The 25,975-nt window shown below is 69.7% G+C and carries 28 protein-coding genes; 13 read left to right on the top strand and 15 right to left on the bottom strand.

Annotated features, from left to right (window positions below):
* Positions 1 to 23 precede the first annotated feature (23 nt).
* The 9 genes from LRM40_RS05670 to LRM40_RS21445 all read left to right on the top strand — a co-directional run bounded on the left by LRM40_RS05670 (position 24) and on the right by LRM40_RS21445 (position 7,584).
* Positions 24 to 590, top strand: coding sequence for a DUF2939 domain-containing protein (locus LRM40_RS05670; protein WP_151123497.1), 567 nt, complete (start codon positions 24 to 26; stop codon positions 588 to 590).
* Positions 591 to 844: 254 nt separating this feature from the next.
* Entirely contained in the window at positions 845 to 3,001 is a 2,157-nt protein-coding gene (gene mtlD / locus LRM40_RS05665; RefSeq protein ID WP_151123496.1) for a bifunctional mannitol-1-phosphate dehydrogenase/phosphatase, read from the top strand.
* A 33-nt stretch (positions 3,002 to 3,034) separates the two neighbouring features.
* Positions 3,035 to 3,553 carry a GNAT family N-acetyltransferase gene (locus LRM40_RS05660; RefSeq protein ID WP_151123495.1) on the top strand — a complete coding sequence of 173 codons (519 nt, stop codon included), beginning with the start codon at positions 3,035 to 3,037 and terminating at the stop codon, positions 3,551 to 3,553.
* Positions 3,554 to 3,567: 14 nt separating this feature from the next.
* Entirely contained in the window at positions 3,568 to 3,837 is a 270-nt protein-coding gene (locus tag LRM40_RS05655; protein WP_211372959.1) for a DUF1653 domain-containing protein, read from the top strand.
* A gap of 55 nt (positions 3,838 to 3,892) precedes the next feature.
* Positions 3,893 to 4,540 (top strand): glutathione S-transferase family protein, encoded by a 648-nt coding sequence (locus tag LRM40_RS05650; RefSeq protein ID WP_151123494.1) that lies wholly within the window; start codon positions 3,893 to 3,895, stop codon positions 4,538 to 4,540.
* A gap of 5 nt (positions 4,541 to 4,545) precedes the next feature.
* On the top strand, positions 4,546 to 5,007 hold the full coding sequence (locus tag LRM40_RS05645) for a methyltransferase family protein (RefSeq protein ID WP_151123493.1): 462 nt from the start codon (positions 4,546 to 4,548) through the stop codon (positions 5,005 to 5,007).
* A 97-nt stretch (positions 5,008 to 5,104) separates the two neighbouring features.
* Positions 5,105 to 5,854, top strand: coding sequence for an urease accessory protein UreE (gene ureE / locus LRM40_RS05640; RefSeq protein WP_151123492.1), 750 nt, complete (start codon positions 5,105 to 5,107; stop codon positions 5,852 to 5,854).
* Positions 5,855 to 5,857: 3 nt separating this feature from the next.
* Positions 5,858 to 6,568 (top strand): urease accessory protein UreF, encoded by a 711-nt coding sequence (locus LRM40_RS05635; RefSeq protein ID WP_151123491.1) that lies wholly within the window; start codon positions 5,858 to 5,860, stop codon positions 6,566 to 6,568.
* Between the two features lie 104 nt (positions 6,569 to 6,672).
* Positions 6,673 to 7,584, top strand: coding sequence for a dioxygenase family protein (locus LRM40_RS21445; RefSeq protein ID WP_151123490.1), 912 nt, complete (start codon positions 6,673 to 6,675; stop codon positions 7,582 to 7,584).
* Between the two features lie 108 nt (positions 7,585 to 7,692).
* Here the strand turns inward: LRM40_RS21445 and LRM40_RS05625 are convergent, their stop codons facing one another.
* From LRM40_RS05625 to LRM40_RS05605, 5 genes are read right to left on the bottom strand one after another with little or no spacing between them, the layout of a single operon-like run.
* Positions 7,693 to 9,021, bottom strand: a complete 1,329-nt coding sequence (locus LRM40_RS05625) for a lactonase family protein (protein ID WP_170288825.1) — start codon at positions 9,019 to 9,021, stop codon at positions 7,693 to 7,695.
* Between the two features lie 41 nt (positions 9,022 to 9,062).
* Complete coding sequence (locus LRM40_RS05620; RefSeq protein ID WP_151123488.1) at positions 9,063 to 9,692, bottom strand: chalcone isomerase family protein; 630 nt, start codon at positions 9,690 to 9,692, stop codon at positions 9,063 to 9,065.
* A 40-nt stretch (positions 9,693 to 9,732) separates the two neighbouring features.
* A complete protein-coding gene (locus tag LRM40_RS05615) occupies positions 9,733 to 10,437 on the bottom strand; it encodes a flagellar basal body L-ring protein FlgH (RefSeq protein ID WP_231067739.1) in 705 nt (234 codons plus the stop codon).
* A 49-nt stretch (positions 10,438 to 10,486) separates the two neighbouring features.
* A complete protein-coding gene (locus LRM40_RS05610; protein ID WP_231067738.1) occupies positions 10,487 to 11,053 on the bottom strand; it encodes a cell division protein FtsI in 567 nt (188 codons plus the stop codon).
* Between the two features lie 35 nt (positions 11,054 to 11,088).
* Positions 11,089 to 11,607, bottom strand: a complete 519-nt coding sequence (locus tag LRM40_RS05605; protein ID WP_151123487.1) for a hypothetical protein — start codon at positions 11,605 to 11,607, stop codon at positions 11,089 to 11,091.
* A 376-nt stretch (positions 11,608 to 11,983) separates the two neighbouring features.
* Here LRM40_RS05605 and ureG point away from each other — a divergent pair, with 376 nt between their 5' ends.
* Positions 11,984 to 12,631 carry an urease accessory protein UreG gene (gene ureG, locus LRM40_RS05600; RefSeq protein ID WP_151123486.1) on the top strand — a complete coding sequence of 216 codons (648 nt, stop codon included), beginning with the start codon at positions 11,984 to 11,986 and terminating at the stop codon, positions 12,629 to 12,631.
* A 16-nt stretch (positions 12,632 to 12,647) separates the two neighbouring features.
* Here ureG and LRM40_RS05595 read toward each other — a convergent pair whose 3' ends face one another.
* The 4 genes from LRM40_RS05595 to LRM40_RS05580 all read right to left on the bottom strand — a co-directional run bounded on the left by LRM40_RS05595 (position 12,648) and on the right by LRM40_RS05580 (position 16,896).
* On the bottom strand, positions 12,648 to 12,869 hold the full coding sequence (locus LRM40_RS05595) for a (2Fe-2S)-binding protein (RefSeq protein WP_026096334.1): 222 nt from the start codon (positions 12,867 to 12,869) through the stop codon (positions 12,648 to 12,650).
* Between the two features lie 118 nt (positions 12,870 to 12,987).
* Positions 12,988 to 13,470, bottom strand: a complete 483-nt coding sequence (gene bfr / locus LRM40_RS05590) for a bacterioferritin (RefSeq protein WP_151123485.1) — start codon at positions 13,468 to 13,470, stop codon at positions 12,988 to 12,990.
* The gene (locus LRM40_RS05585; RefSeq protein WP_151123484.1) at positions 13,467 to 14,726 is read right to left on the bottom strand and encodes a PepSY-associated TM helix domain-containing protein; all 1,260 of its coding nucleotides are present in this window, start codon (positions 14,724 to 14,726) and stop codon (positions 13,467 to 13,469) included. Before LRM40_RS05585 ends, bfr begins: the two co-directional genes overlap by 4 nt.
* 19 nt (positions 14,727 to 14,745) lie before the next feature.
* Complete coding sequence (locus tag LRM40_RS05580; RefSeq protein WP_151123483.1) at positions 14,746 to 16,896, bottom strand: TonB-dependent siderophore receptor; 2,151 nt, start codon at positions 16,894 to 16,896, stop codon at positions 14,746 to 14,748.
* 215 nt (positions 16,897 to 17,111) lie between these two features.
* Here LRM40_RS05580 and hemP point away from each other — a divergent pair, with 215 nt between their 5' ends.
* The 3 genes from hemP (at position 17,112) to LRM40_RS05565 (ending at position 19,654) form a co-directional block, all read left to right on the top strand.
* Complete coding sequence (gene hemP / locus LRM40_RS05575) at positions 17,112 to 17,315, top strand: hemin uptake protein HemP (RefSeq protein ID WP_211372958.1); 204 nt, start codon at positions 17,112 to 17,114, stop codon at positions 17,313 to 17,315.
* Positions 17,316 to 17,481: 166 nt separating this feature from the next.
* Positions 17,482 to 18,384, top strand: coding sequence for a hypothetical protein (locus LRM40_RS05570; protein WP_151123481.1), 903 nt, complete (start codon positions 17,482 to 17,484; stop codon positions 18,382 to 18,384).
* 10 nt (positions 18,385 to 18,394) lie between these two features.
* The gene (locus LRM40_RS05565) at positions 18,395 to 19,654 is read left to right on the top strand and encodes a DUF2325 domain-containing protein (RefSeq protein WP_151123480.1); all 1,260 of its coding nucleotides are present in this window, start codon (positions 18,395 to 18,397) and stop codon (positions 19,652 to 19,654) included.
* A gap of 10 nt (positions 19,655 to 19,664) precedes the next feature.
* Here LRM40_RS05565 and bioF read toward each other — a convergent pair whose 3' ends face one another.
* From bioF to panB, 6 genes are all read right to left on the bottom strand, one after another.
* Complete coding sequence (gene bioF, locus LRM40_RS05560; protein ID WP_151123479.1) at positions 19,665 to 20,888, bottom strand: 8-amino-7-oxononanoate synthase; 1,224 nt, start codon at positions 20,886 to 20,888, stop codon at positions 19,665 to 19,667.
* 32 nt (positions 20,889 to 20,920) lie between these two features.
* Positions 20,921 to 21,604 (bottom strand): dethiobiotin synthase, encoded by a 684-nt coding sequence (gene bioD / locus LRM40_RS05555; RefSeq protein WP_151123478.1) that lies wholly within the window; start codon positions 21,602 to 21,604, stop codon positions 20,921 to 20,923.
* 17 nt (positions 21,605 to 21,621) lie between these two features.
* Positions 21,622 to 22,995, bottom strand: coding sequence for an adenosylmethionine--8-amino-7-oxononanoate transaminase (gene bioA, locus LRM40_RS05550; RefSeq protein WP_151123477.1), 1,374 nt, complete (start codon positions 22,993 to 22,995; stop codon positions 21,622 to 21,624).
* A 61-nt stretch (positions 22,996 to 23,056) separates the two neighbouring features.
* Positions 23,057 to 24,091, bottom strand: a complete 1,035-nt coding sequence (gene bioB, locus LRM40_RS05545) for a biotin synthase BioB (protein ID WP_151123476.1) — start codon at positions 24,089 to 24,091, stop codon at positions 23,057 to 23,059.
* A 52-nt stretch (positions 24,092 to 24,143) separates the two neighbouring features.
* A complete protein-coding gene (panC, locus tag LRM40_RS05540) occupies positions 24,144 to 24,983 on the bottom strand; it encodes a pantoate--beta-alanine ligase (protein ID WP_151123475.1) in 840 nt (279 codons plus the stop codon).
* Positions 24,984 to 25,040: 57 nt separating this feature from the next.
* Positions 25,041 to 25,904 carry a 3-methyl-2-oxobutanoate hydroxymethyltransferase gene (gene panB / locus LRM40_RS05535; protein ID WP_151123474.1) on the bottom strand — a complete coding sequence of 288 codons (864 nt, stop codon included), beginning with the start codon at positions 25,902 to 25,904 and terminating at the stop codon, positions 25,041 to 25,043.
* Between the last annotated feature and the right edge of the window lie 71 nt (positions 25,905 to 25,975).

The following is a 25,975-nucleotide window of genomic DNA, read 5'->3' as shown; positions in this document are numbered from 1 at the left end:
CGCCCAGGCGTCAGAATGGCGCCATGCCGACCAAAGTTGTGGCCGCCTTCGTCGCGGCGCTCGTCCTGGCCCTGGGTGCCTACTGGTACGCCTCTCCTTACCTGGCCCTGCGCACCCTGCAAGCCGCTGCCAAGGCCCGCGACGCCGACCGCCTGAATGCGCACGTCGACTACCCCCGCCTGCGCGAGAGCCTGAAAGGCCAGTTCTCGGCCAAGCTGGCCCGGGAGATGGGTGGCGACGCCGGCAGCCACGATGCGCTGGGCCAGCTCGGCGCGGCGCTGGGCACCACCCTGGGCATGGCCTTGGGCGACCGGCTGATCGACGCCCTGGTGCAACCCGAGATGGTGATGCGGGCGCTGACCGAGGCCGAGCTGCGGCCGCGGATGGGGCATGACAAGCCCAGCGAAGGGCGCCCTGCGGAGCCCGCCGTCACCTGGACGTCGGAGCGGGTGAACCTGAACACCCTGGTGGTCTACGGCCACCGCCAGGCCGATGCGCCCGAGGACCGGTTGGGCCTGGTGTTCGAGCGCAGCGGCTTTGCCGACTGGAAGCTGACTGAAATCCGGTTGCCTGCCCCGGAAACCCGCTGAGGGCCCCGGCCAAGGCCGTCCTGATCCAGGGCGACTGCTTCACCACGCTGTTGGCGGCTTCACGCGACGCCGCCACCGCCACCGACCGCTTGCGCCACCTGCGTCCTGTCCACGAAGGCGCGCGAGCCTTTTGTCGCACCGCAGCATAGGGTTATCCAGATCGCATCGGCCGATATATATTGATGCAAATGTAAAATTCAGGCATCGGCTGCACGGTAGCCCACCCACGACAAGCAGAAAGGACCCCCCACAGGATGCTGAAGTTCAAGGACCACGTCATCGAAAGCGCCATCTTCGACATGGACGGCACCATGTTCGACACCGAGCGCCTGCGGTTCAAGACGCTCTCGAGCGCCGCGCAGGAGCTGTTCGGCCAACCGTTCACGGAGGAGGTGCTGATCGGGTCCCTGGGCTTGAGTGCCAAGAAGGCGGAAGCACTGGCCAAGCAGCATTACGGCGAGGACTTCCCGTATGCCGCCATCCGTCAGCGGGCCGACGAGCTGGAGCTGGAGCATGTGCGCACCCACGGCGTGCCCATCAAGCCGGGCCTGCTGCCGGTGCTGGAGCGGCTGCGCCGTTCGGGCCTGAAGATGGCAGTGGCCACCTCCAGCCGCCGGGCCATCGCCGAGGAGTACCTGATTAACGCCAACGTGTTCAAGTACTTCGACCTGCTGGTCTGCGGCGACGAGGTGACGCAGGGCAAGCCCCATCCCGAGATCTTCCTGCGCGCGGCGGCCGCGCTCAACAGTCGGCCGGGCCAGAGCCTGATGTTCGAGGACTCGGAAAACGGCGTGCGTTCGGCTGCCGAGGCCGGCGGCCTGGTGATCCTGGTCGAGGACATCAAGCCGCCCGCTCCCGAGGTGGCCGCGCGCGCCTTTGCCCGCCACCCCAACATGCGCTCCTTCCTGCTGGACCTGGCGGCCTGCACGCCCAAGCTGCCCATGCCCGCGCTGACGGAGCCCTTCCCGCAGGCGATCAACCAGCTCAAGGCCGGCATCCACGGCTTCGGTGCCATGGGCGGCGGCTACCTGGCCCAGGTCTTCTCGCACTGGGATGGCTACACCCGCCCCGCGCAGATCATCGCCTCCACCGGCAACGCCCTGCTGCGCGAGGCCATCACCGCCTTCGGCAAGTACAGCGTGCGCTATGGCAGCCACGCCTTCGACCAGACCGTGCAGCGCCTGCACATGGTGGACCCGGCCGACGAGGCCGCGATGATCGGCATGTACCGCGACTGCGAGATCGTGGCGCTGTGCCTGCCGGAACAGGCCATCGCGGGCCAGGCCGACCTGATCGCCCAGGGCCTGGTGGCGCGCGTCCGGCAGCACAGCCAGAGCCTGACGGTGCTGGTGGTGCTCAACAAGGTGGGCGGTGCGCAGTTCGTCCATGCCCAGGTGGAGGCGGCGCTGCTGCGCCAGGTGTCCCCGCGCGAATGCTGGCGCATCCTGGAGCTGACGGACTTCACCGAGACCGTGGTGACCCGCATCGTCAGCAAGCTCAGTGAGGACGCCCTGCTGCGCCAGCTGCGCATCAAGCACGACCTGTACGCCCGCAATGTGGCCCAGGTGCGCCAGGCGACGCTGGACACCGAGGCCCTGGCCAACGCCGTGCCGGCCGAGCACGCCGATGCGCTGGCCCCCATCGTCAGCTCGCTGCGCGACGCGGGCGAGCCGGCCAGCGCCCTCGCCCAGCTGCACCTGGTGCTATTCAACAGCGAATCGGACATGGCCCTCTATGCCCAGCGCGGCAGCGAGTTGCTGGAACACCTGCGCCAGGTGGAGACGGTGCCCGACATCACCGAGATCCAGACCCTGAAGAACCGGCTGTGGAATGGCCCTCACGCCATCATCGCCTGGTATGGCGCGCTGCTGGGCCACGCCACCGTGGGCCACGCCATGGGCGATGCCCGCGTGCAGGCCCTGCTCGACGAGCTGCTGGCCAGCGCGCTGCAGCCCGCGCTGGGTCGGCTCTACCCCGCGCAGCGCCAGCGCATCCCCGAGCTGGCGCGCACCTTCCGCCAGCGCTGCGCCCATGCCTTCAAGGACCCGTGTGAGCGCGTCGGCCGCGACCCGCTGCGCAAGCTGCAGCGCGACGAGCGCGTGCTGGGCAGCCTGCGCATGGTGATGGAGCAGGGCCAACCCATCGAGGGCCTGGCCACCGGCGCTGCGCTGGCCATCTGGTATGCCCTGCGTCACCCCGGCGCCGCGGACGACCCGGAATGCCAGACCCTCCGCGTGTTGCATGCCCAGCGCCAGTCCATCGTGGATGTGCTGACCTGGCAGGGCGAGGACGACACCCAGCTCGGGCCAGGGCTGGATCTGCAGGCCGACGCGGCCCTCATCGAGGCGGTGCAGACCGAGTTCGACCGCCTGCGCGAGGCCCTGGAACTGGACAGCCCTGCAGTGGCCTGAGCCTGGCCCGCCCGGCGGCTACGATGCCGTCCCATGCGCCTTGACACCCCCACCGATGCCGACATCCCCGACCTGGCGCGCATCCATGTGCAGTCCTGGCAGGCGGCCTATGCGGGGCTGCTGGATGCGGCCTACCTGAGCGGGCTGTCGGTGCAGGAACGCTGCCTGAGCTGGCAGCGCATCCTCGCCGCAGGCGAATCCACCACCTGGGTCGCCCGCGACGACGAGGGACGCGCACAGGCCTTCCTGAGCCACGGCCCCTGCCGGGACCGCGGTGCCCCTGAAGACCGCGGCGAGATCTGGGCCCTGTATGCCCAACCCGGCCACTGGGGTCGCGGTGCGGGCCAGATGCTGATGGCATGCGCCCTGCGCACGATGCAGGCTCAAGGCCTGCGCAGCGTCTCGCTGTGGGTGTTGCGTGGCAACCAGCGCGCCATCCGCTTCTACGAGGCCGCCGGCTTTGCCGAAGTCCCCGGCAGCCTGCAGCGCTTCGAACTGGGCGGCCGGCCGGTGGAGGAAGTGGCCATGCTGCGCTTCCTGCAGACAGGCTGAGGCACACTGCGTCCATGAGCCTGCCCCTGGACGATCTCCCGCCCCTGCCCACCCTGCCCCTGGGCCGTTACCGCCACTACAAGGGCGGCGAATACGAGGTGATCGGCGTGGCACGTCACAGCGAAGACCTCTCGCCGCTGGTGGTCTACCGCCCCCTCTACAACGCCACCGGCTGGTGGGTGCGGCCCTACGCCATGTTCGTCGAACAGGTGGAGGTGAACGGTCGATGGCAGCCGCGCTTCGCGCCGCTGGATGCCCCTGAAGGCTCAGCCCCGCGGCTTTGACCTTGACACAGGGCCCGCGCATCATGGGCCCCTCACCGACTTCCAGGGACCGACCATGCCCGTGACCGACGCCACCGACGCCGAGCTCGTCCTCTACACCCACCCCTGGTCGCGCGGCCAGATCGCACGCTGGATGCTGGAGGAGGTGGGCCGGCCCTACCGCCAGGTGCTGCTGGACTTCGGCAGCACCATGAAGGCCCCGGACTACCTGGCCCTGAACCCGCTGGGCAAAGTGCCCACCGTGGTTCACCGCGGGCAGGTGGTGACCGAGTGCGCCGCCATCTGCGCCTATCTTGCCGACGCCTTCCCGGCCGCCGGCCTGGCCCCGGCCCCCGCGGAGCGGGCGGCCTACTACCGCTGGCTGTTCTTCGCGGCCGGCCCGCTGGAGGCGGCCATCATCGACCGCACGCTCAAGGTGGAGCTGACACCGCGCCAGGAAGTGATGGCCGGCTACGGCAGCTACGAGCGTGCCGTGGAGGTGATTGCCGGCGCGGTCAGCAGCGGCCCCTATGTGGCCGGCCCGGGCTTCACCGCGGCGGACGTGTATGTCGGCTCCCACCTGATCTGGGGCATGCAGTTCGGCACCCTGCCCAAGCGGCCCGAGTTCGAGGACTACGCCGCGCGCCTGGTCGCCCGCCCGGCCTACTCCGCCGCCAAGGCCATCGACGAGGCCCTGGGCCAGGCCCTGCAGGCCAAGGGCTGAGCGCCATGCGCTGGCTGGAACACCGCCTGCCGCCACCGCTGCTGGCCCTGGCGCTGGGCTGGGCCATGCAGGCCGGTGCGGCCTGGCCGCCGGCCCTGCCCTGGCCGCGCGCCGTCGCCTGGCCGCTGATGGCCAGCTTGGTGCTGGCGGGCCTGGCCTGCGACCTGAGCGGGCTGACGCGCTTCCTGCGCGTTCGCACCACCATCAACCCGCTGCGGCCGCAGAACAGCTCGGTGCTGGTCACGGGCGGCATCTACCGTCTCACCCGCAACCCCATGTACCTGGGTCTGGTGCTGCTGCTGTCGGCCTGGGCGGTGCACCTGCAGGCTGCCTGGCCCTGGGCCGGACCGGTGACCTTCGTGGCCTACATCACCCGCTTCCAGATCCTGCCGGAGGAACGCGTGCTGCGCGCCCGCTTCGGCGCCGAGTATCAGGCCTACACCGAGCGGGTGCGTCGCTGGCTGTGAAGCACGGCCCCGCCCAGGGGCCCGCTGGCGGACGCGGCGTTACCATTCCCGCTTCGTTTTGCTGCCGCCGCCCGCTGTCCGCGGGCGCGACCCGCCCATGCTGACCATCCGCAAACTCATCCCCCGGGGCCAGGGCCTGGCCGCCGTGCTGCTCAAGCGCGCCGCCACGGTCGAGCTGGACTGGGATGTGCGCCAGAAGAGCCGCTTCGACGCCACCGACTCCGCCGGCCGCACGCTGGGCGTCTTCCTGCCGCGCGGCACCACGGTGCGCGGTGGCGACGTGCTGGTGGCCGAGGACGGCTCGCTGATCCGCGTGCTGGCCGCCCCGCAGGCGGTGCTGGAGGTGCGTGCCTGCGCCGAACACGGCAGCCCCTTCGACCTGCTGCGCGCGGCCTACCACCTGGGCAACCGCCATGTGGCCTTGGAGCTCCAGCCCGACCACCTGAAGCTGGAACCCGACCATGTGCTGGCCGACATGCTGCGGCAGATGCACCTGATCGTCACCGAAACCCAGGCCGGCTTCGAGCCCGAGGGCGGGGCCTACGGCGGGGGTCACGCCCATGCGCATGGCGGCCACCACGACCACGGGCATGAGCACACGCATGAACACACGCATGAACACGCGCATGAGCACGCGCATGCACAAGGGCATGTCCACGGCCCCGGCTGCAACCACGACCACCACGCCCCCGCAGCCCCCCGCGGCAAGCCGTTGAGCGTGCCCATTGCCGCGGCGCCGGCACCCCATGTGCATGGCCCCGGCTGCGGGCATGACCACGGGCACGGACATGACGAACATGGCCATGGACATCACGGTCACGACCACGGGCACGGTCACTCGCACTGAGCCATGCCCCGCGCCCGCCCCGCCCCTGCACCCCTGCCTGCGGCCACGCTGCTGCAGCTGATGTGGCTGGCCTCACCGGCCCTGCCGGTGGGCGGCTTCAGCTACTCCGAAGGCCTGGAGGCGGCGGTCGAAGCCGGGCGGGTGACGAACGAGGCCCTGGCCGCCGACTGGTTGGACGACCAGCTGACCCTGGCCCTGGGCCGGGCCGACCTGGCGGTGGTGGCCCGCAGCGCGCAGGCCTGGCAGCGGGGCGATGTGGCACGGGCGGCCGAGCTCAACGACTGGGTGCGCCTGACGCGCGAGAGCAGCGAGCTGCGCCAGCAGACCGAACAGATGGGCCGCTCTCTGCAGGACTGGCTGCGCCAGCGCGCCCCCGAAGACACGCGCGTGGCCGCGCTGGGTGCCTTGCGCCCGGCACCCTGCTGGCCGGTGGCCTTCGGGCTGGCGGTGACGGTGATCGGCGCCCCACTGCGCGAGGCCCTGCTGGCCCACGGCTTTGGCTGGGCCGAGAACATGGCCCAGGCCGCGATCAAGGCGGTGCCGCTGGGCCAGAGCGCGGGGCAGCGCATCCTGGCCCGGCTGAGCCAGCGCCTGCCCGATGTGGTGGACCAGGCCCTGGCCCTGCCCGAAAGCCAATGGCAGGCCTTCACGCCCGGCCTGGCCATCCTGTCGGGCCAGCACGAAGCCCAGTACTCGCGCCTGTTCCGGTCCTGAGCTTCGCAGCAACGCCCGTGCATCGCGCGGCAATGTGACAGCAACACGCTGCCACGACCATGCGGACCTGCGCCACCCGAAACGGGGTGGCCCCAGGACACCCCATGAACGCATCGCACACCTCCGACGACGACTTCGCCACGCCCTTCCAGCCTGCCGTGGAGGCAGGCCGCTCAAGCCTCCTCGCTGCCGACCGTCGTCTGGCGCTGGGATGGCTGTCCGCGGGCGGCTTGGCGCTGTCGATGCCGCTGGTTCTGGCGGGCTGCGGCGGCGGTGACAGTGCCAGCGGCAGCACCTCGTCGGACTCCGGCAGCAGTTCATCCGATTCCGGCAGCAGCGGCAGTTCGACCAGCAGCAGCACCTGCCCCAGCACCGAGATCGCCAGCGAGACCGGTGGCCCCTATCCGGCCGATGGTTCCAACACCAGCAATGGCAGCACGGTGGACGTGCTGTCCCTGTCGGGGATTCTGCGCAGCGACATCCGCAGCAACGTCGGCGAGTCCACGGTGCTCACCGGGCTGCCGCTGACCCTGACCCTGACGGTGGTGAATCTGAACAACGCCTGTGCCGCCATCGAGGGCGCCGCCGTCTACATCTGGCACTGCGACAAGGACGGTGAATACTCGGCCTACAACACCAGCGCCAACGGCGACCATGTGGGCGAGACCTACCTGCGCGGCGTGCAATTGACCGATGCCAACGGCCAGGTCAGCTTCACCACGGTCTATCCGGGCTGGTACGCCGGCCGCATCACGCACATCCACGCCGAGGTCTACCTGGATGGCAACTACACCAGCGGCACCCCGGACAAGACCACCCAGTTCGCCTTCCCGCAGAGTGTGACCACCGAGGTCTATGCCAGCAGCCTGTATGTGGCGCATGGGCAGAACACCTCGGTCACCAGCTTCTCCGCCGACAACGTCTTCAGTGACGGAACGGACACCGAGATGCTGACCCTGTCGGGTGACACCAGCAATGGCTATGCCGCGACCCTGACCCTGGGTCTGAATGCCTGAGCTGGCGTGACGAGTTCGCGCAGGCGGGGGTGGTGTCCTTGGGCGCCCCCTCCCTGGCCTGAGGCCACCGCCTCCCGCCTGCGCACCCTTTCCAGCCATGGGCGATCCTCATCGCGCCACCACGCTGACCGGCGCCAGCCCGCCGGTGCTGACCGTGGCCGGTGACAAGGCGCTGAGCGCCCCGCCGGAGCCCACCGAGAACTGCGACAGCGTGCCATCGCCCGCGTTGCTCACATAGAGCCGCGCGTTGTCCGGCGTGATGGCGATGCCCGAGGGCGTCGTCCCCGTGGCCACCGTGCGGGTGGCCATGGGCGTGAGGCTGCCGCCCGACACCAGGTACTGCGACACCGTGGCCGAGCCCGCGTTGGCCACATAGGCGTGCATGCCGTCCGAGCTCAGTGCAATCGCCCGCGGCGTGGTGCCGGTGCTCTGGCTGCTGCTGTAGCTCAACGCCCCCGTGCCGGCGTTGATCGCATAGCTCAGCACCTTGGCGCTGCCCGCCAGGGTCACGTAGAGGTAGCCACCCCCGGGCGCCATCGCCAGCCCCTGCGGCTTGCTGCCGTAGCCGGAGACGCTCACCGTGGCCTTGCTCAAGGCCGTCAGGGCGCCACTGCTGCCCACGGCGTACTGGGAAATGGTGTCGTCGCTGGCATTGGCCACATAGGCGTAGGCCCCGTCGGGCGTGATGGCCATGGCATAGGGCGCCAGGCCGCTGGCCGCGGTGGCCGTCGACAGGGCCGTGAGCTGACCGCTGCTGCCGACGCTGAACTGCGAAACGCTGGCGCCGCCATAGTTCACGGCATAGAGGTGCGAGGCGTCGGGAGACAGCGACAGCGCGTAGCCGAAGGTCGCGGCTTGGCCACTCGCGCTGGACAGGTTCAGCGCGCCGTTGCTGTCGATGTCCAGCACCGACAGGGTTTCGTCGTCGCGGTAGCTCAGCCAGGCCTGGCTGCCGTCGCCGTTGATGGCCAGCGCCGAGGGCATGTAGGACACCGCAACGGTGGGCGTGCTCAGTGCGCTGAGTGCGCCCGTGCTGCCGACGGAGAACTGCGCCAGCGTGTTGCTGTTGGTGTTGGCCACATAGACGCGGTAGCTCCGGCAGGCCACCGCCACGCTGCTCACGTTGCCACTGGCCGAGCCGCTGCCCTGGCTGACCTGGCAGGTCTGCCCGCTGGGCTGGGTCTGCACCGTGACGTCGTAGCGGCTGCCGATGGTCTCGTCGAAGGTGAAGGCCGTGGCACCGGCGGCCACCGCCAGCGTGTCGCTGCCGTTGGCCAGCACCAGCCCGTCGGTGCTGAGCCCGCTGACGGTGCCGCCCAGGGTGTTGCTGCCGGTGCTGCTGCCGTCACCGCCCCCGCCGCAGGCGCTCAGCGCGAGTGCCGCGAAGAGGCTGAGCAGCAGCCAGGGTCCGTGTCGAAAGAGAAGGTTCGGTGGCATGGCCATGGCAGAGGGAGTGACGTCGATGGAGAAACCGGAATTCAGTTGCGCGAGACCACCCGCTGGGAGGCCGGAGCCCCCAGGAGCTGGGCACGCAGCGAGGTGTCGCTGACCTGCTCGCCAAGCCAGACGCCCAGCAGGGCGTCGTAGAAGGCCCGCCCCCGCACCGGCTCGATGAAGGGCTGGTGGTTCAGCTCGACCACCGTGCCGGTGCCCGGCACCCAGTCCAGGGTGAGCAAATCGCCCTTGCGCAGCCCCTGCGGGCGGCGTGCCACCGCCTGCACCAGTTGGCGGGCCGGGCCCTGCAGGGCGGTGCGGTCCACCCCGGCTTCATCGCTGCTGAGCTGGTCGGTGATGGCGCTGCGGAAGTCTTCGGCGCTCACATCGCGCATCAGCGCGATGGCAATGCGCCGCGGACCTTCGGTCTGACGGACTTCGGCGAGGGAGGCGCTGTGCTCGGGCAGGTAGAGTGCAATGGCATAGACCCGCAGCAGCCAGGAACGGCTGACACCGGCACCATGCAATTGCAGCCGTCGGCCTGCCACCTGCACGGCGTCTTCCAGGGCCACGCCTTCGAGCGTGGCGGCCCGCGCCAGGGGTGGCGTCAGCAGGCCAGCGCACAGCCCCAGCAGGGCGGCGAGGCGGGCGAGTTGCAGGCGGGTGGAACACATGGCGCAGTCCTTTCGCGAAGGTGGCCGGCGCGGCGCGGGGTCACCAGACGCTCATCTGGTTGGTCAGCAGCCTCTGCAGCCAGTTGCGGCTGGCGGCATCGGAGACGTCGCCCTCGCCGGCCAGTTCGAAACGGGCGTTCACCACGTCGGCCGAGGCGATGACATTGCCGGCCTTGATGTCCTGCGGATCGATCACGCCCGAGAAGCGCAGGGCGCTCAGGCCCCCGTTGAGCCCGATGCGGCGCTCGCCGGCCACCAGCAGATGCCCGTTGGGCAGCACGTTGATGACGGTGGCCGCGATCTGGCCGCTGAAGCTGCTGTTGTTGTCGGTGGCGCCCGAGCCCTTGTAGCTGTCGCTGCCGGAGGCCGAGGCGTCGATGTTGCCGAAGAAGTCGATCAGCTTGCTGCCTGAGCGGGAGTTGCCAGGGCCCTTGTCGGCCACCGCGTTCTGGCGGCTGGTGTCGGTGGTCAGCTTGCGGCTGGCCTTGACGGTCTCGTCGATGTTGACCTTGACCACGTCACCGATGTTCACCGGCCGGCGAGCACTGGAAAACAGCGAACCCGAGGCGAAGGCCGCCTGGTAGATCGCACCGTTGTTGCTGCGCTCGACCAGCATCTGCGGCGGGTTGGGCGGCACGTACAGCGGCGCCTGCACCACCGGCTGGGATGAGCAGCCCGTCGTCAACGCGGCCAGTGCGTACAGCGCCGGCAGGAATGCGAGGGGGACGGTGCGGCGGGGGATCATGTCGGCTCCTTGGAGGAAATCGGTGAGAGGCGGGGGCGTTCAGCCCGGATCAACTGGCCCGTGCCTGCGGCGGCGGGCCGATCAGGGCCTTCACTGCGGGGGCGAGCTTGTCGCGGGTGCTGGCCCAGCGCCCCATGGACATCAGGCCGTCGTCGAGCACGAAGCTGCTGGTGGCCAGCACACGACCATCAGCGCCGTTGAGCACCAGGGTGGCGCGGTCCAGGTAGGGCCGGTAGTCACTGCCAGCGGGCGGCACGGCCCACTGGATGGAGGCGGTGTAGCGCAGCCAGATATCGCATTGGTCGTTGCGGCCACCGGCCTCGTAGACGCGGCTCTCGATGTGCTGGGCCTGCAGTTCGGCCACCAGGGCCGGCAGCAGGTCCGCGGCCTGGCTGCTGCGGTTGTATTCCACGCACAGCCGCTGAATGGGGCCGTGCGCATAGACCACCGTGTCGCGCGCCTGGCTGGGCCCCACCTCGGTGACGGCACCCTGCACCAGGGCACCGCCGGCCTTGGCCAGTTCCCACAGCGGCTCGGCACTGAAGACGGAGCAGCCCGACTGCAGCAGGGCCAGGGGCAGGAGCAGGCCGACGGAACACCAGAAGGACGCGCGCACGGGGGTCTCCTTGCAGACGGGTGACTCGGGGGGATTCAGGCCAGGGACTTCAGGGCATTGGTGGCCGAGGCCACGCCCAGCCCTACATAGCTGCCGACCGACTGGGCCGCCGAGGCCACCCCGTCGCTGACCTTGCCCAGGACCGACTCCACGCCATCGACCCCCGATTCCACGGCATCGACGCCCGACTCCACGGCATGGACCACGGAGTCGGCCGCCGAATTCACTGTGTTCTTCACCGTGCTGGCGGCGTCCTCGACGTAATTCACCGCTTTCTCCGCGGTGTGAATCACGCTGTTTCCGGCGTTCTCGAGATAACTCCCCGCCTCGCTGAAGAAATTCTCAACGCCGTTGGCTGCATCGGAAATATCCTTTCCCAGCGCACTGAGCGCCTTGTCGCTGAAGGACACCGTGGCGCTTGCGGCATTGCCCACCGTTTTGCCCACGGTTTGAGCCACCCCGATGGTATTGGCCACGACGGGACCGAATTCCTTGGCATTGAGCTCGTAGGTGCCGGGGCGGTTGGCGTACGAGGTAGAGCTGATGCTGTCCATGAGAGGCTCCATGGGTTCAGTTGAAGGTGTCGTCATCGTAGGAATACGACCCCGGGTGGTTTGGGTCGATAAACCCCCGATGAACCCTATTTATCCACCCTCGTGAATTACCCTTTCGACATGGCCAGCAAGAATCAAGAAATATGTCGATGAGGTTGCCATGAGTTCAAAACACATGACAAGCTCGACATATTTCTTCACGCTCGCCGATATTTATTTCCAAAAGAATTCGAGATGTGAAGTCCATCGACACATGACCGACGGGACCGCAACCATCGTGCGCCCGGAACCGCCCTGGGGGCCCCCGGGGCCGGCACGCCACGTGCATGCCATCATGTCGGGCAGTTTTGCCGAACCACTTTGCCGAGCCGACACGATGACCATGACCACGCCACCCGCCCGCCGTACCAAACCCCTGCCCCCGCTGCGTGTGGGCGTGGGTGGACCGGTGGGTTCGGGCAAGACCACCCTGGTGGAAATGCTGTGCAAAACGATGCGCGAGCGCTGGGACCTGGTGGTGGTGACCAACGACATCTACACCAAGGAAGACCAGCGTCTGCTGACCGTGGCCGGGGCGCTGGAGCCCGAGCGCATCATGGGCGTGGAAACGGGCGGCTGCCCCCACACGGCCATCCGCGAGGACGCCTCCATCAATCTGGAGGCGGTGGACCGCATGCTCGACAAGTACCCGGACGCCGACATCGTCTTCATCGAGTCCGGGGGTGACAACCTGGCCGCCACCTTCAGCCCCGAACTGTCGGACCTGACGATCTACGTGATCGACGTGGCCGCGGGCGAGAAGATCCCCCGCAAGGGCGGCCCGGGCATCACCAAGAGCGACCTCTTCGTGATCAACAAGACCGACCTGGCGCCGCATGTGGGCGCCGATCTGGCCGTGATGGAGGCCGACACGCGGCGCATGCGCCCCAACCGGCCCTTCGTGATGACCAACCTGAAGACCCGGGAGGGTCTGGATCAGGTGGTGCAGTTCATCGAACGCAAAGGCCTGCTGGTGCAGGCCTGAGGCGATGGCCCGGTGCTCAGGCCCGGGCCATCAGGATGACGGGCGCCACCGAGGACTCGTTCGCCGGAGCCGCGGCGCAGGCCTCCTCGAAGACCTCGCGCGCGCAATCGTGGCAGCAGCCGCAGCAGGAGGCGGCCTGCGTCCAGTCCTTGAGTTGCTCGAAGTCGCGCACGCCCTCCACTTGGACGGCATGGCGGATGTCACGGTCGCTGACGCGGTTGCAGAGGCAGACGATCATGGGCGCACACGGATTGGGATGGGACAGTGCGCCCAGCATATTGCAAATGCGAATACTTCTCAACTCCCATACGGAAGTTGGGGGCTTGGGCCGACCCACCCGGGCCGACCCGGCAGGCTCAGGAGGCCCCGCCCTCGCCGATCTGGGTCTGCAGCCAGTTCTGCTCGCCCACCTGGGCCACCAGACCGATCTCGGTCTCCAGGTGGTCGATGTGGTCCTCGGTGTCGTCCAGGATCTCCAGCAGGATGTCGCGCGAGACGAAGTCGCGCACGCTCTCGCAGTGGGCGATCGCGTCCTTGAGCAGCGGGTGCGACTGCATCTCGATCTTCAGGTCGCAGTGCAGCACCTCGACCGCGTTCTCGCCGATGTAGAGCTTGCCCAGGTCCTGCAGGTTGGGCAGGCCTTCGAGCATCAGCACACGTTCGATCAGCTTGTCGGCGTGCTTCATCTCCTCGATCGATTCCTCGTACTCGTGCTTGGCCAGCCGCATCAGGCCCCAGTTCTTCAGCATGCGGGCATGCAGGAAGTACTGGTTGATGGCGGTCAGCTCGTTCTTGAGCTGGGCATTGAGGTACTCGATGACCTTGGCATCGCCCTTCATGGCGTTCTCCTGCGGCGTGGAAGGGCCCCATTCTGCGCAAGTCGGGGTCGGCTGGCGAGCGGGGCCGGCCCCCGCGTCGGCTCCGCCTGCCGGCGCGCCCGCCGCTTGCGGGCCCAGATCAGCACCCCGGTGACACTGAGCATCGCGACCATCAGGCCCATGGCCGAGATGAGCACCCGCCCCGGCAGCCCCAGGATGCGGCCCGAATGCAGCGGGAACATGCTCTGCAGGAAGATGTCGCCGGCGCTGCCGGTGCCCGGGATGTCCGCCCCGGCTGGCGCACCGGTCTGGGCGTCGAAGTACAGCCAGGGATTGCCCAGGCCACCGTCACCATGGTCCAGGCCGGGCGGGAAGAAACCCACGCCCCACACCCCGTAGTCCTTGGCCAGGAAGACCGCGCCCGGTGGGTCCGTCCAGCCGCGGTGTCGTGCCTCGGCCTCGGCCCGGGCGATCACCGTCCAGCGGTCCACCGCCGGCTCGCTGGCCTGGGCCGGCGCCAGCGGCGTGCGGCTGGCAAAGGGAGAAGGACTGAGCGCGGAGAACCAGGACACCACCGGCCGCATGACCTGGGTGTTGAGGTTCATCGCCACCGAGGTCACGGCCAGCATCAGCACCAGGGCGAACAGCCAGACGCCGCCGGAGCGGTGCAGGTCGAAGACCCGCCGATGGCCGCCGGCGGACCAGCGGAAAGCGAAGGAACGACGCCATTGCGGCAGATGGGGGAAGGAGATCCACAGCGCGATCAGCGTGTCCAGCACCCAGGCCAGCGCGATCAGGCCCATCAGCCACACACCCCATTCGACGCCACCGCGCTCCGGCAGGTGCATCGAGTAGTGCAGCTTGTAGAGGAAGGGCAGCAGGTTCTCCCGCGACAGGGAGATGGCGCCCCAGAGCCGGCGGGCCTGCACCTGGCCGGTCACCGGATCCAGCGCCACCTGGTTGTAGTCCAGGGCGTAGGGCTGTCCGGTGGACGGGTCCACCCGGGGTTCCATGTACACCAGGAAGGTGTGGCCCGGCTCCACCGCCAGCGCGTGGTAGCGCACCCAGGCCCGCGGGTCGGCGGCTTCGGCCCGCCGCACCAGCTCCGCCACGGGCAGGGGCGAGCCGGTGCTGCGGGCCTCGAAGAGCTGCGGGTTGAGCCAGGCGTCGAGCTCGTGGTCCCAGGAAATGACGGCGCCGGTGGCCCCCGCCACGAACAGGAACACGGCCGCCGTCAGGCCGAACCAGCGGTGCAGACGCACGAACAGGGCACGCATGGCTTGTTTCCCCGCCCGATCAATAGGTCCAGTTCAGCGACACGCTGTAGTTGCGGGGCGCCGCGTAGTAGCTCTGGGTCCAGTACAGGCTGGTCAGATACTTCCGATCGGTCAGGTTGTTGACCTGCGCGCTCACCGACCATTGCCTGCTGAGCTGGTAGCGGGCCATCAGGTCCACCAGCAGCAGGCCGGGCTCGCCCGCGTCCACATCGTCGCTGTGGATCGACGAGCGCCAGTTGAGCTGGGCCCCCAGCTTCAGGCCCGGCAACTGCGCCACCTGCCAGGTGGTGTTGAACTGCAGGCGCTGGCGCGGCGTGAAGCGGCGCGCGGGCTCGCCTGCCTCGTCATGGATGGCCAGTTGGGTGTAGCCGGCATTGACCGACCAACCGGGCAGCAGCTCGCCCATCAACTCAAGCTCGACGCCCTGGGACTTGAAGTCAGCGCCCTGGTAGATGGAGTTGCCCTGGCTGTCCACGCCCACGTAGGACGCCAGGTTCTGCTGGCGGGAGCGGAAGACCGCCACCGTGGCCATCAGCCGCTTGTCCAGCCCATCGGTCTTCAGCCCCAGCTCGTCGCTGGTGCCGGTGGCCGGCGCCAGGCGCTGCCGTTGCGCGTCCTGCTGAGACTGGGGCGTGAACAGCGCCGTGTGCGAGGCATAGGCCGACACCCGCGGGCTGAGGTCCCACATCGCGCCCACATGGGGACTCAGACGGCTGTTCTTGCGCGCGCTGGAGGCGCCGTAGCTCTCACCGGTCGATTCGGCCTCGGTGTGGTTCAGGCCGGTGATCAGGGCGAGGTCGTCCCGCAGGCGCCAGTGCGCCGCCAGGTAGACGCTGCGCTGCTTGTCCACGATGCGGCTGCTGCCACCGTCGCTGTCGAAGGAAGGAATGGTCAGGCTGCCATCCCAGGTGGCCAGGTCCTCCGGCAGAGCAGCGCCCAGCGTGTCGCCGTTGTAGGACTGCTCGCGCGTGCCGGCCCGGGCGGCCAGGGCGCCCACGATGAGCTGGTGCTGGCGACCGAACAGCTCGAAAGCGCCGTGCGCGCGCGCATCCACCAGGTTCTGACTGGCCACATCGGTGTAGGTGGACGGCCAGATCGAGAGTCCGTCGCCGGTGCTCCTGTCCGGCGTGCCGTAGACATAGACCATGCGCCCCCGCTGCTGGTCATCCTTGTGGGTGGCCTGCAGCTGAGCCGTCCAGCCATTGTCGAACTGGTGGTTCAGCGTCAGAAAGCCGATCGAGGTGTCGGTGTTCCAGTAGGTCCAGTCCGGGGAGGTGCTGGTGGAGCGGGCGTAATTCGTCCGGCTGCCATCGGTGTAGTTCAGCGGCAGCGCCCCCCACATCACGCCGGTGGGCCGGTTGTTCTGGCGTGAGAAGCCCGCCGTCAACAGCGTGCTGGGTCCGATATCGGCCTCCACCACGCCATAGGCCACCCCCTTGCGGAGGTGATAGCGGTCCAGGTAGGAGTCGCTGTCCTCGCCGGCCACCACCACGCGGCCGCGCACACGACCATCGGCCGTCAGCGGGGTGGAGACATCGGCGTCCAGACGCACATCGTTCCAGGAACCTGCGGTCAGCCCGACGCTGGCCTGGAAGGCCGCGGTGGGGCGCTTGCGCACGAAGTTCACCGTCGCCGACGGATTGCCGGTGGCAGTCAGCAGACCGGCCGCCCCGTGGATCACATCGATGCGCTCGAACATCGCGGTGTCCAGGTCGCCGTTCTGCAGCCCGAAGGTCATGGGCAGCCCCACGCCATCGAGCTGGAAGTTCGTGATGTCGAAGCCGCGGGCCGTGTAGTAGGTGCGGTCGGTCTCCACCTTCTCCACGTTGATGCCGGTGGCGCTGGCCAGGGCTGCGTTCACGTTGCTGAGATGGAAGTCATCCAGCTGGTTGCGGGTGATGACGGAGATCGACTGAGGCGTCTCGCGCACCGACAGGTCCAGACCCAGGGCGGAATCGCTGCGTCGGCGGCCGGCCGGGGCATCCGGCCCCTGCGCCTCGCCGGTGACCGTCACGGTGGGCAGGGTGGTGTCGGTGGCCACCGGGGCGCTGGCGGCCGAAGCCGGCACGGCTGCCGACTGGGCACGGGCCACGGGCGGGCCGAATTGCAAGGCGATGGCCAGCGCCACGGGGACAGGCGCAGAGCGGGCGAAGCGTGAACGTGTTTGCATGGGAAATGGCTGGAACAACACGCGCCGACACGGTGGTCCAGGACATGACCCACCCCTGCCGACACCAAACGACCACCCGGGCTGGCTTTGGCTGGCTGGGGAACTCGCGCATGTTAATGAGAATCAGTTGCAACAACAACCCGGTACACACCCTATGCCCACATGATCGGCATGGTTTATTATTCAATGCGAATCATTCGCATTACGATGCTTCCATGTCCTCTCGCATGCCACCCCCCCCTCTCCCAACACCAGCCCCGGACGAGGCATGCGCGGCACCCCGTCCGGCCTCCAGCACCTGCCCCCAGTGGGACAGCCGCACCCTGCTGGGCCAGGCCGAGCAGGCGGAGATCCACCATGGCGACCAGGTGTATCGACTCCGGCTCACGGCCCTGGGCAAGCTGATCCTGACCAAGTGATGGCGCGCCGCTGACCGGCCACATCCCCCCATTCCCAGCCCCCCTCGACTCGCCCCCTTTTCTGTCTGCCGTCCGTGCGAACGGGTCTGAGTTCAGCGCCCGTCTCGCTTCACGCACACCGCCAGCCCACTGCCAGCCCGTGCGCTTCTTCGCCTGAGGAGCTGCCATGCTGAACGTCGCCGAACGGTGTTCGTCCCCTCCATCCCACGCGGTGAACCCTTCCGCCTGGAACCCTCTGGCCCTGGACCTGCAGGTGGGCGCCTGGCCCGCGGGCGAGGGCCTGAGGGTGTGGCGGCTGCTGCCGCACTGGGGCTCCCTGTTGCGTGCCCTCAGCCTGCAGGGCCCGCTGAGCTGGCAGGTCGGCCTGGGTCGCAGCGGCCTGAGCTACCTGGGCGAGGCCACTGTCGCGCCAGAGCGCCCCGGCACGCTGCGGGCCGAAGGCATGGCGCTCGATGCCGGCATCGAGGCCTGGGGCTGGGCCTATGTGGTGCAGACCCCGGCCCCTTCGGGACACCGCCAGCACCGCCTGGCCCTCTTCGATGTCAAAGGCCTGCCCCTGCTGACCGTCCAATGGCCCCTGGATGCCGACCCGGACCGGCTGGCACGCCTGCTGGCCCGCTGGGGTGACCCCTGCCTGAGGCCCCAGTTCAAGACCCTCCCGCCCCCTGCCCCAGCCACCGAACTGAGCCCGCACGGCCGGCAAGGCGCCAAGGTGATGGAAGACCTGCTGCTGGCCGATGTGCTGCACGCCGCCCACCTGCAAGGCCTGTCGCTGACGGTTCGCTCCGCGGGCTCGCCCGCGCAGCTGAGCCTCACAGGGGCCTGGCGCCCCCCGGTCCAGGCGCAGGGACGGCAGCTCGCACGAACCGTCTGCGGCCAGAAGCAGCTGAGCTGGGAAGACCCGGCGATCGGCGACATCCTGCTGCGCAACGACACCACGCCAGGCGGCGTGCGCACCTGGCTGGAATGCACCGACCGCCAGGGGCGCCCCCTGCTGACCCTGCACCCGATCGACACCCCGGCCCAACGCTGCTGCTGGCAGCGCCTGGTGGCCGATCTGCACGCCTGAGGAGACCGCGATGAACCTCCTGTCCCCCCGTCCACTGAGCCCGGTCGCCGGCCCCGGCCCGGATGGCGATGCCTGCTGCCGCCCGGCCACGCCGCTGATCCCCGAGCGGCTGGGCTCGCGGCGCCGACGCATCTGGGAGTTGGGGGCCCATGCCCACTGCCCGGTGATCGGCGTGTGCCTGCCCCTGCCCGTGGTGCGGCGCCTGGCCGACAAGGTGCTGGGCGGCCAGGCCCTGGCCACGGACTACGAGCTGCACTGCGGCGTGAACAGCGACTGCCGGCAACGCAACCCCATGGCCGAGGCCGTGCAGAAGGAGCTGGACCGGCGCTACCTGCTGACCGTGCGCCAGAGCCTCAAGCTCAAGACCACCGAGGCCCTTGCCGGGTGGTGGCAGCAGCAGCGCCAGGGCGACAGCGTGCCGGGCGCCCTGTGGGCCACGCTGACGCATTCGCGCTGCGACGCGCTGCTGGAGGAACGCGTGCTGCAGGACATCCATCTGCTGCAGCACCAGGCCGGCGCAGCCAACCGCGCCGACCTGGCCCGCCTGGACAGCCTGCTCGACGAGAACCGGGTGCTGGCCAATGAGCTGGCCCGCGTGCAGGAGCGATGCACGCGGCAGGCCCGCGAGCAGGCGCAGAAGCTCGAGCGCACGCAGTCCGAGCTGGTGCTGGCCCGGGCCGCCCTGGTCGGTCGGGACACGCTGGTGGCCTGCCTGCGCGAAGACCTGGCCGCCCTGGAGGCCAGCATCCCCGATCTGCGCGGCCGTCAGGCCCTGAACGAGCAACTGGCCCGGCAGCTGGGACGCATCCAGGACCTGGAGCGCGCGCTGCTGCGCACCCAGCAGACCCTGGAAATGGAGCGCCTGCGCCAGACCCAGACCGAGCCGCCGGACGATCAGACTCCCAGCGTCGAGCCCCAGGACGCCCCCGGCCCGCAGGCGCCGGCCACCGGCGAGGTACTGGGCGAGCGGGCCGTGCTGTGCGTGGGCGGGCGCCCGGCCAGCGTGCCGGCCTACCGCCGACTGATCGAGGAGGTGGGCGCCCGCTTCATGCACCACGATGGCGGCGAGCAGGACCACATCGCCCGCCTGGACAGCACGCTGGCCGCGGCCGACCTGGTGATCTGCCAGACCGGCTGCATCAGCCACGACGCCTACTGGCGGGTGAAGGACCACTGCAAACGCACCGGCAAGCGCTGCGTGTTCGTGGACAAGCCCAGCGCGGCCAGCCTGCGCCGCGCCCTGGTGATCTTGAAGCCGGTGAAGGGCTGAGCGCGCAGGCTCAGTCGGCCCGCAGCACCGCCTGGAATTGCTCGGCCGCCAGCGCGTGCAGGGCCTCGAGCAGGCGATCGACGTCGGCCTCGGTGTGCGCCGCCGAGAGCGCGATGCGCAAGCGGGCAGTGCCCACCGGCACCGTGGGCGGACGGATGGCCGGCACCCACAGGCCGCGTTGGCGCAGCGCATCGGTCAGGGCCAGGGCCACCGCGTTCTGCCCCACCACCAGGGGCTGGATCGCGGTGTCCGAGGGCATCAGCGACCAGCCCAGGCTGGCCATGGGCGAATCGGCCGCCGGTGTGAGCCCCCGGCGCAGCTGGAGGATGCGGGCATGCAGCTGATCGCGCAGTGCATCGCCCTGGGCGATGCGGCGCAACGCGGGGCGGATGGCCTCGGCCAGGAGGGCCGGCGCCGCGGTGGCGAAGGTGTAGCTGCGGGCCTTCTGCAGCACCCATTCCACCAGCGTGGCATCGCCCGCCACAAAACCGCCGGCCACACCCACCGCCTTGCTCAGCGTGCTCATGTAGAGGATGCGGCGCGAGGCGTTGGCGCCGGTCAGGCCGGCGGCCGCCAAGGCGCCGCGGCCTTGCGGGCCCATCACGCCCAGGCCATGGGCATCGTCCAGCAGCAGCAGGGCATCGTGCTCCTCGGCCAGCGCCAGCAGGCCGGGGATGTCGGCCACATCGCCATCCATGCTGAACACGGCGTCGCTGATGATCAGCTTGCGCTTGGCCTCGCTGGCCTGGAGCATCTGGGTCAGGTGGTCCAGATCGGCGTGGCGGTAGCGCTGCATGCGGGCCCGCGACAGCAGCGAGCCGTCGATCAGGCTGGCATGGTTCAGCCGGTCCGCGAAGATCTCGTCACCCAGGCCCACCAGGGCCGGAATGACCCCCACGTTGGTGGCAAAGCCCGCGTAAAAGTAGAGCGCCCGCGGCAGCTGCACGAAGTCCGCCAGCTCCTCCTCCAGCGCGGCATTGGCCGCGGTGTGCCCGCTGACCATGGGCGAGGCGCCGGAACCAACGCCGTAGTGCGGCAGGGCCTGCTGCACCGCCTCGGCCAGCGAGGCATCGGCCGCCAGACCAAGGTAGTCGTTGCTGCAGAAGGCCAGCATGGCCTGGCCGTCCACCCGCATCAGAGCGCCGGGCAGCGGCGTGACCACCCGCCGCTGGCGCAGCAGGTGCTGGGCCTCCAGCTCGTTCAGGCGGTGGGAAAACTCGTCGAGCCAACTCATCGCATCACTCCCTGGCCGCGCACGCCGGATCTTCAGGTCCAGTCGGTCGGCAGTGTCACGGTGGCCCGTGCCGGGTCGGGCTGGGCCTGCCAGGGAATGTCGGCCAGCAAAGGCACGCCACGCCCGGTCATGTGGGTCTTCAACCAGGCCAGATTCTCCTCCTGGCAGGCCATGTCCGGGTCCATCCGGTTGGCCACCCAGCCGGCCAGGGTCAGCCCGCGGGCCTGGATGGCCTCGGCGCTGAGCGCCGCGTGGTTCAGGCAGCCCAGGCGCAGGCCCACCACCAGCACCACCGGCAGGCCCAGCGCGGCGGCCAGGTCGGACATCATGTGCTGCTCGTTGAGCGGCACGTACCAGCCGCCCGCCCCTTCCACCACCACCACGTCGGCCTGGGCCGCCAGGGTCTGGTAACGCTCGACCAGGAAGGACAGCTCGATGCGCCGGCCGGCCCGCGCGGCCGCCAGATGGGGCGAGAGCGGATCGGGCAGCGAGATGGGGTTGTCCAGCTCGGGCGGCACCTTCAGCGTGGAGGCGGCGCGCAGCGCCAGCGCGTCCTCGCTGGCCCAGCCGCCCTCGTGCGGGATCAGGCCCGAGGCGATGGGCTTCATGCCCACCACCTTGGCGTGGTGGCGCGCCAGCGCGGTCAGCAGCACGCAGCTGCCCAGGGTCTTGCCAATGCCGGTGTCGGTGCCGGTGACGAAACAGCCTTTGAACATGGTTTCTTCTCAGAGTCTCAGACGCCGTCGACCACGCCCAGGGTGCTGGGTGCACCGCCGGTCTCTTCGGCCAGCGTGGCGTTGAGCGCGGCCAGGGCGGCCTGGGCCAGGAACTCGCCTTCCGTCTCGCTGATGACCAGCGGCGGCATGGCATAGACGGTGTTGCCGATGGGGCGCAGCAGCACGCCCTGGGCCAGCGCGTGGCGGGCGAAGCGGCGGGCGAAATCCGGCAGGCTGGTGGCCACGTCCCAGGCGAAGATCATCCCCTGCCGGCGGGCAAAGCGCACCCGCGGGTGCTGGCTCAGGCCCTCGAACTGGCGCCACAGGCGCGCGCCGCTGACCTCGCTGACCTTGACCGGGTCCAGCTGGGCCAGCAGCTCGGTGGCGGCCAGCGCGGCGCGGCAGGCCAGCGGGTTGCCGGTGTAGCTGTGCGAGTGCAGGAAGCCGCGGGCCACCTGGTCGTCGTAGAAGGCGGCATAGACCGCGTCGGTCGTCAGCACCGCCGACAGCGGCAGCGTGCCGCCGGTCAAGCCCTTGGACAGGCAGATGAAGTCGGGCCGGATACCGGCCTGCTGGTGGGCGAACCAGCTGCCGGTGCGGCCGAAGCCCACCGCGATCTCGTCGGCCACCAGATGCACCTCGTGCGCATCGCACAGCGCGCGCACCCGCTGCAGGTAGCGCGGATGGTGCATGGCCATGCCGGTGGCGCATTGCACCAGCGGCTCCAGGATGAGCGCGGCCGTCTCGTCGGCATGCTCGGCCAACCAGTCGGCCAGCGCATCGGCCGCACGGTTGGCCACGTCCTCGGCCGTCTCGCCGGGCTGGGCCAGGCGGGCGTCGGGGCTGGGCACGGTGGCGGCCAGGCGCACCAGCGGCGCATAGGATTCGCGGAACAGCGCGATGTCGGTCACCGCCAGTGCGCCCACTGTTTCGCCGTGGTAGCCGCCGGCCAGACCGATGAAGCGGTTCTTGGCGGGGCGGCCCTGGTTGCGCCAGAAGTGCGCGCTCATCTTCAGCGCGATCTCGGTGGCCGAAGCCCCGTCGCTGCCGTAGAAGGCATGGCCCAGGCCGGTCAGGGCCGACAGGCGCTCGGAAAGCTCCACCACCGGCGCATGGGTGAAGCCGGCCAGCATCACATGGTCCAGCCGGTGCAGCTGGTCGATCAGCGCGTCGCGGATGGCCGGATGGCCATGGCCGAAGAGGTTGACCCACCAGGAGCTGATGCCGTCGAGCAGGCGGCCGCCGTCATGGTCGTAGAGCCACAGGCCCTCGGCCCGGGCGACGGGGACCAGCGGCAGCTGCGCGCCCTCGGCCGCATGGGCCTTCATCTGGGTGCAGGGGTGCCAGACCGCGGCCAGGCTGCGGTCATGCCATTCGGTGTTGCGACTCATGTTTGGATCCCGGCCATGTAAAAGGCCGCCCGCAGGCGGCCAGATAGACGGTGAAAGACGATCAGCCCATCACGTGCTTGACCTTCAGGCCCAGGCGCGAGATGAGCGCCCGGTCGTCGTCGGCCTCGGGGTTGCCGGTGGTCAGCAGCTTGTCGCCGTAGAAGATGGAGTTGGCGCCGGCCAGGAAGCACAGGGCCTGCACGCCTTCACCCAGGCCGCGGCGGCCGGCCGACAGGCGCACGCGAGCGGTGGGCATGGTGATGCGCGCCACCGCGATGGTGCGCACGAACTCGAAGGGGTCCAGCTTCTCGGTGCCGTGCAGCGGCGTGCCTTCAACCTGCACCAGCTCGTTGATGGGCACCGAATCGGGGTACGGGTCCATGTTGGCCAGCTGGGCCACCAGGCCGGCGCGCTCGGTGCGGCTTTCGCCCATGCCGACGATGCCGCCGCAGCACACGGACACGCCGGCATTGCGCACATGCTCCAGCGTCTCCAGGCGGTCCTGGTAGTCGCGGGTGGAGATGATCTTGCCGTAGGTCTCCGGCGCGGTGTCCAGGTTGTGGTTGTAGTAGTCCAGGCCGGCCTTCTTGAGCTCCTGGGCCTGGTTCTCGGTCAGCATGCCCAGGGTGCAGCAGGCCTCCAGGCCCAGCGACTTCACCTCGCGCACCAGCTCGGCCACCTTCTCCACATCCCGGTCCTTGGGGGCGCGCCAGGCGGCGCCCATGCAGAAGCGGGTGGCGCCGGCGTTCTTGGCGGCCAGGGCGGCCTCGCGCACCGCGTCGACTTCCATCAGCTTGGTGGCATCGACGCCGGTGTCGTAGTGCACCGACTGCGGGCAGTATCCGCAGTCCTCGGGGCAGCCACCGGTCTTGATCGACAGCAGGGTGGCCAACTCGATCTCGGCCGGGTCGAAGTGCTCGCGGTGCACCGTCTGGGCGCGGAAGATCAGCTCGGTCAGCGGCAGGTTGAACAGGGCCTCGATGTCGGCCACCGACCAACGCTGGGGGCCGGCCGGCTCCGCCGCGCGGGGGCGGTGGATCTGGATCGGCTGGGCCGTGGTGCTGGCTTCACTGGTGCAGGAGGTGGCAGTGGACATCGCGTTCCTTCTCGCTGGAAATGGCTCGGGCCGGGCTGGGCGCCGCAGGCGCTCAGAGCTCGAGGTTGTCGATCAGACGGGTCTGGCCCAGACGGGCCGCGCCCAGCGCAACCAGGGGCTCACCGGCCAGACGCTCGGCGTCGGTCGGCGGCAGCAAGTCGGACCGGCGGCGCAGGGTGAGGTAATCCGGCACCCAGCCGCGGGCCCGCAGGCTGTCCGCGGCTGCAGCCTCGATCGAGGCCAGCGTCGCGGCACCATCCCGGGCGCCTGCCGCCAATTGTCGCAGGGATTGGGCCAGGGCGATGGCTTCCACCCTTTCGGCCGGCTGGAGGTAACCGTTGCGCGAGGACAGGGCCAGGCCGTCGTCGGCCCGCACCGTGGCGTGGCCGACGATCTCGATGGGCAGGGCGAACTGGCGCACCATGCCGCGGATCACCGCCAGCTGCTGGTAGTCCTTCTGGCCGAAGACGGCCACGGCCGGCTGCACGATCTGGAACAGCTTCATCACCACGGTGCATACGCCCGTGAAGAAGCCGGGGCGGAACTCGCCCTCCAGCAGATCGGCCAGGGCCGCCGGCGGTTGCACCTTGTAGGCCTGGGGCTCGGGATAGAGCTCGGATTCGGACGGCGCGAAGACGATGTCGCAGCCGGCCGGGGCCAGCAGCTCGCAGTCGCGCGCCAGCGTGCGCGGGTACTGGTCGAAGTCTTCGTGCGGCAGGAACTGCAACCGGTTGACGAAGATGCTGACCACCACCGGGCCGCCGCGCCGGGCGGCCTCGCGCACCAGGCTCAGATGGCCCTCGTGCAGATTGCCCATGGTCGGCACGAAGGCCGTGCGCTGCTGGCCGGCCAGCGCCTGGCGCAGCTCGGCAATGGTGTGAATGACGCGCATGCGCCCTCTCCTCCTGCGGGCCGACACCAGCGCGCCGCCCGCCTCGAACTTCAGGAATCAGTAGCCGTGCACGGCCTCGTCGGGGAAGCGACCGGCCTTCACGTCCACCACATAGCGGCGCAGGGCCTGCGCCACCGACAGGCCCGGCGCATCGGCGGCGCTGCCCGGCTCACGGGTGAAGTCGCGCACGAAGCGCGGGCGCTTGCCGGAGGTCAGCCCCAGCAGGTCGTGCAGCACCAGCACCTGGCCGGTGGTGCCGGCGCCCGCGCCGATGCCGATGGTCATCATCTCGGGATGGGCCTGGGTGATCTCGCGCGCCAGGGCCGAGGGCACCAGCTCCAGCACCAGCATGGCGGCACCGGCCTGGGCCAGCGCCGCGGCGTCGGCCTTGAGCTGGGCGGCGGCGGCCTCGTCACGCCCCTGGATGCGGAAGCCCCCCAGGGCATGCACACGCTGCGGCGTCAGACCCAGGTGGCCGCAGACAGGGATGCCCCGGTCCACCAGGAAGCGCACCGTGTGGGCGATGTCGCCACCGCCCTCGATCTTGACCATCTGGGCCCCGGCGCGCATCAGCGCCGCGGCGGATTCGAAGGCCTGCTGCGGGCTGGCCTCGTAGCTGCCGAAGGGCATGTCCGTCACCAGCCAGGCCTGGCGTTTGGCCCGCGCCACGCAGGCCGTGTGGTAGGCCATGTGCTCCAGCGTGACCGGCAGCGTGCTGCTCTGACCCTGCACCACATTGCCCAGCGAATCCCCCACCAGCTGGATGTCCACCTCGGCCGCGTCCAGCAACTGGGCGAAGGTGGCGTCGTAGCAGGTCACCATGGCGAGCTTCTCGCCCCGGGCGGCCATGTCGCGCAGGCGGGGCAGGTTCAGCGCCGGACGGGGCGCTGCAGCGGAGGGTTCAACCGGATGGACACTCATGAATCAACTCAGGGACAGCTGCCACTGGGGCAGGGACCGGCATTGTGCACCCAGGCCCGAGGGCCTGCAGC

Origin of the sequence: Ideonella dechloratans, assembly GCF_021049305.1 — a bacterium.
GTDB classification, from domain to species: domain Bacteria; phylum Pseudomonadota; class Gammaproteobacteria; order Burkholderiales; family Burkholderiaceae_C; genus Ideonella; species Ideonella dechloratans.
This window is presented reverse-complemented; position numbering and strand designations above follow the sequence as displayed.

Excerpts from the sequence above, each read along its gene's own strand:
- LRM40_RS05670 (WP_151123497.1), top strand. The coding sequence starts at position 24 with ATGCCGACCAAAGTTGTGGCCGCCTTCGTCGCGGCGCTCGTCCTGGCC.
- mtlD (WP_151123496.1), top strand. The coding sequence starts at position 845 with ATGCTGAAGTTCAAGGACCACGTCATCGAAAGCGCCATCTTCGACATG.
- LRM40_RS05660 (WP_151123495.1), top strand. The coding sequence starts at position 3,035 with ATGCGCCTTGACACCCCCACCGATGCCGACATCCCCGACCTGGCGCGC.
- LRM40_RS05655 (WP_211372959.1), top strand. The coding sequence starts at position 3,568 with ATGAGCCTGCCCCTGGACGATCTCCCGCCCCTGCCCACCCTGCCCCTG.
- LRM40_RS05650 (WP_151123494.1), top strand. The coding sequence starts at position 3,893 with ATGCCCGTGACCGACGCCACCGACGCCGAGCTCGTCCTCTACACCCAC.
- LRM40_RS05645 (WP_151123493.1), top strand. The coding sequence starts at position 4,546 with ATGCGCTGGCTGGAACACCGCCTGCCGCCACCGCTGCTGGCCCTGGCG.
- ureE (WP_151123492.1), top strand. The coding sequence starts at position 5,105 with ATGCTGACCATCCGCAAACTCATCCCCCGGGGCCAGGGCCTGGCCGCC.
- LRM40_RS05635 (WP_151123491.1), top strand. The coding sequence starts at position 5,858 with ATGCCCCGCGCCCGCCCCGCCCCTGCACCCCTGCCTGCGGCCACGCTG.
- LRM40_RS21445 (WP_151123490.1), top strand. The coding sequence starts at position 6,673 with ATGAACGCATCGCACACCTCCGACGACGACTTCGCCACGCCCTTCCAG.
- LRM40_RS05625 (WP_170288825.1), bottom strand. The coding sequence starts at position 9,021 with ATGCCACCGAACCTTCTCTTTCGACACGGACCCTGGCTGCTGCTCAGC.
- LRM40_RS05620 (WP_151123488.1), bottom strand. The coding sequence starts at position 9,692 with ATGTGTTCCACCCGCCTGCAACTCGCCCGCCTCGCCGCCCTGCTGGGG.
- LRM40_RS05615 (WP_231067739.1), bottom strand. The coding sequence starts at position 10,437 with ATGATCCCCCGCCGCACCGTCCCCCTCGCATTCCTGCCGGCGCTGTAC.
- LRM40_RS05605 (WP_151123487.1), bottom strand. The coding sequence starts at position 11,607 with ATGGACAGCATCAGCTCTACCTCGTACGCCAACCGCCCCGGCACCTAC.
- ureG (WP_151123486.1), top strand. The coding sequence starts at position 11,984 with ATGACCATGACCACGCCACCCGCCCGCCGTACCAAACCCCTGCCCCCG.
- LRM40_RS05595 (WP_026096334.1), bottom strand. The coding sequence starts at position 12,869 with ATGATCGTCTGCCTCTGCAACCGCGTCAGCGACCGTGACATCCGCCAT.
- bfr (WP_151123485.1), bottom strand. The coding sequence starts at position 13,470 with ATGAAGGGCGATGCCAAGGTCATCGAGTACCTCAATGCCCAGCTCAAG.
- LRM40_RS05585 (WP_151123484.1), bottom strand. The coding sequence starts at position 14,726 with ATGCGTGCCCTGTTCGTGCGTCTGCACCGCTGGTTCGGCCTGACGGCG.
- LRM40_RS05580 (WP_151123483.1), bottom strand. The coding sequence starts at position 16,896 with ATGCAAACACGTTCACGCTTCGCCCGCTCTGCGCCTGTCCCCGTGGCG.
- hemP (WP_211372958.1), top strand. The coding sequence starts at position 17,112 with ATGTCCTCTCGCATGCCACCCCCCCCTCTCCCAACACCAGCCCCGGAC.
- LRM40_RS05570 (WP_151123481.1), top strand. The coding sequence starts at position 17,482 with ATGCTGAACGTCGCCGAACGGTGTTCGTCCCCTCCATCCCACGCGGTG.
- LRM40_RS05565 (WP_151123480.1), top strand. The coding sequence starts at position 18,395 with ATGAACCTCCTGTCCCCCCGTCCACTGAGCCCGGTCGCCGGCCCCGGC.
- bioF (WP_151123479.1), bottom strand. The coding sequence starts at position 20,888 with ATGAGTTGGCTCGACGAGTTTTCCCACCGCCTGAACGAGCTGGAGGCC.
- bioD (WP_151123478.1), bottom strand. The coding sequence starts at position 21,604 with ATGTTCAAAGGCTGTTTCGTCACCGGCACCGACACCGGCATTGGCAAG.
- bioA (WP_151123477.1), bottom strand. The coding sequence starts at position 22,995 with ATGAGTCGCAACACCGAATGGCATGACCGCAGCCTGGCCGCGGTCTGG.
- bioB (WP_151123476.1), bottom strand. The coding sequence starts at position 24,091 with ATGTCCACTGCCACCTCCTGCACCAGTGAAGCCAGCACCACGGCCCAG.
- panC (WP_151123475.1), bottom strand. The coding sequence starts at position 24,983 with ATGCGCGTCATTCACACCATTGCCGAGCTGCGCCAGGCGCTGGCCGGC.
- panB (WP_151123474.1), bottom strand. The coding sequence starts at position 25,904 with ATGAGTGTCCATCCGGTTGAACCCTCCGCTGCAGCGCCCCGTCCGGCG.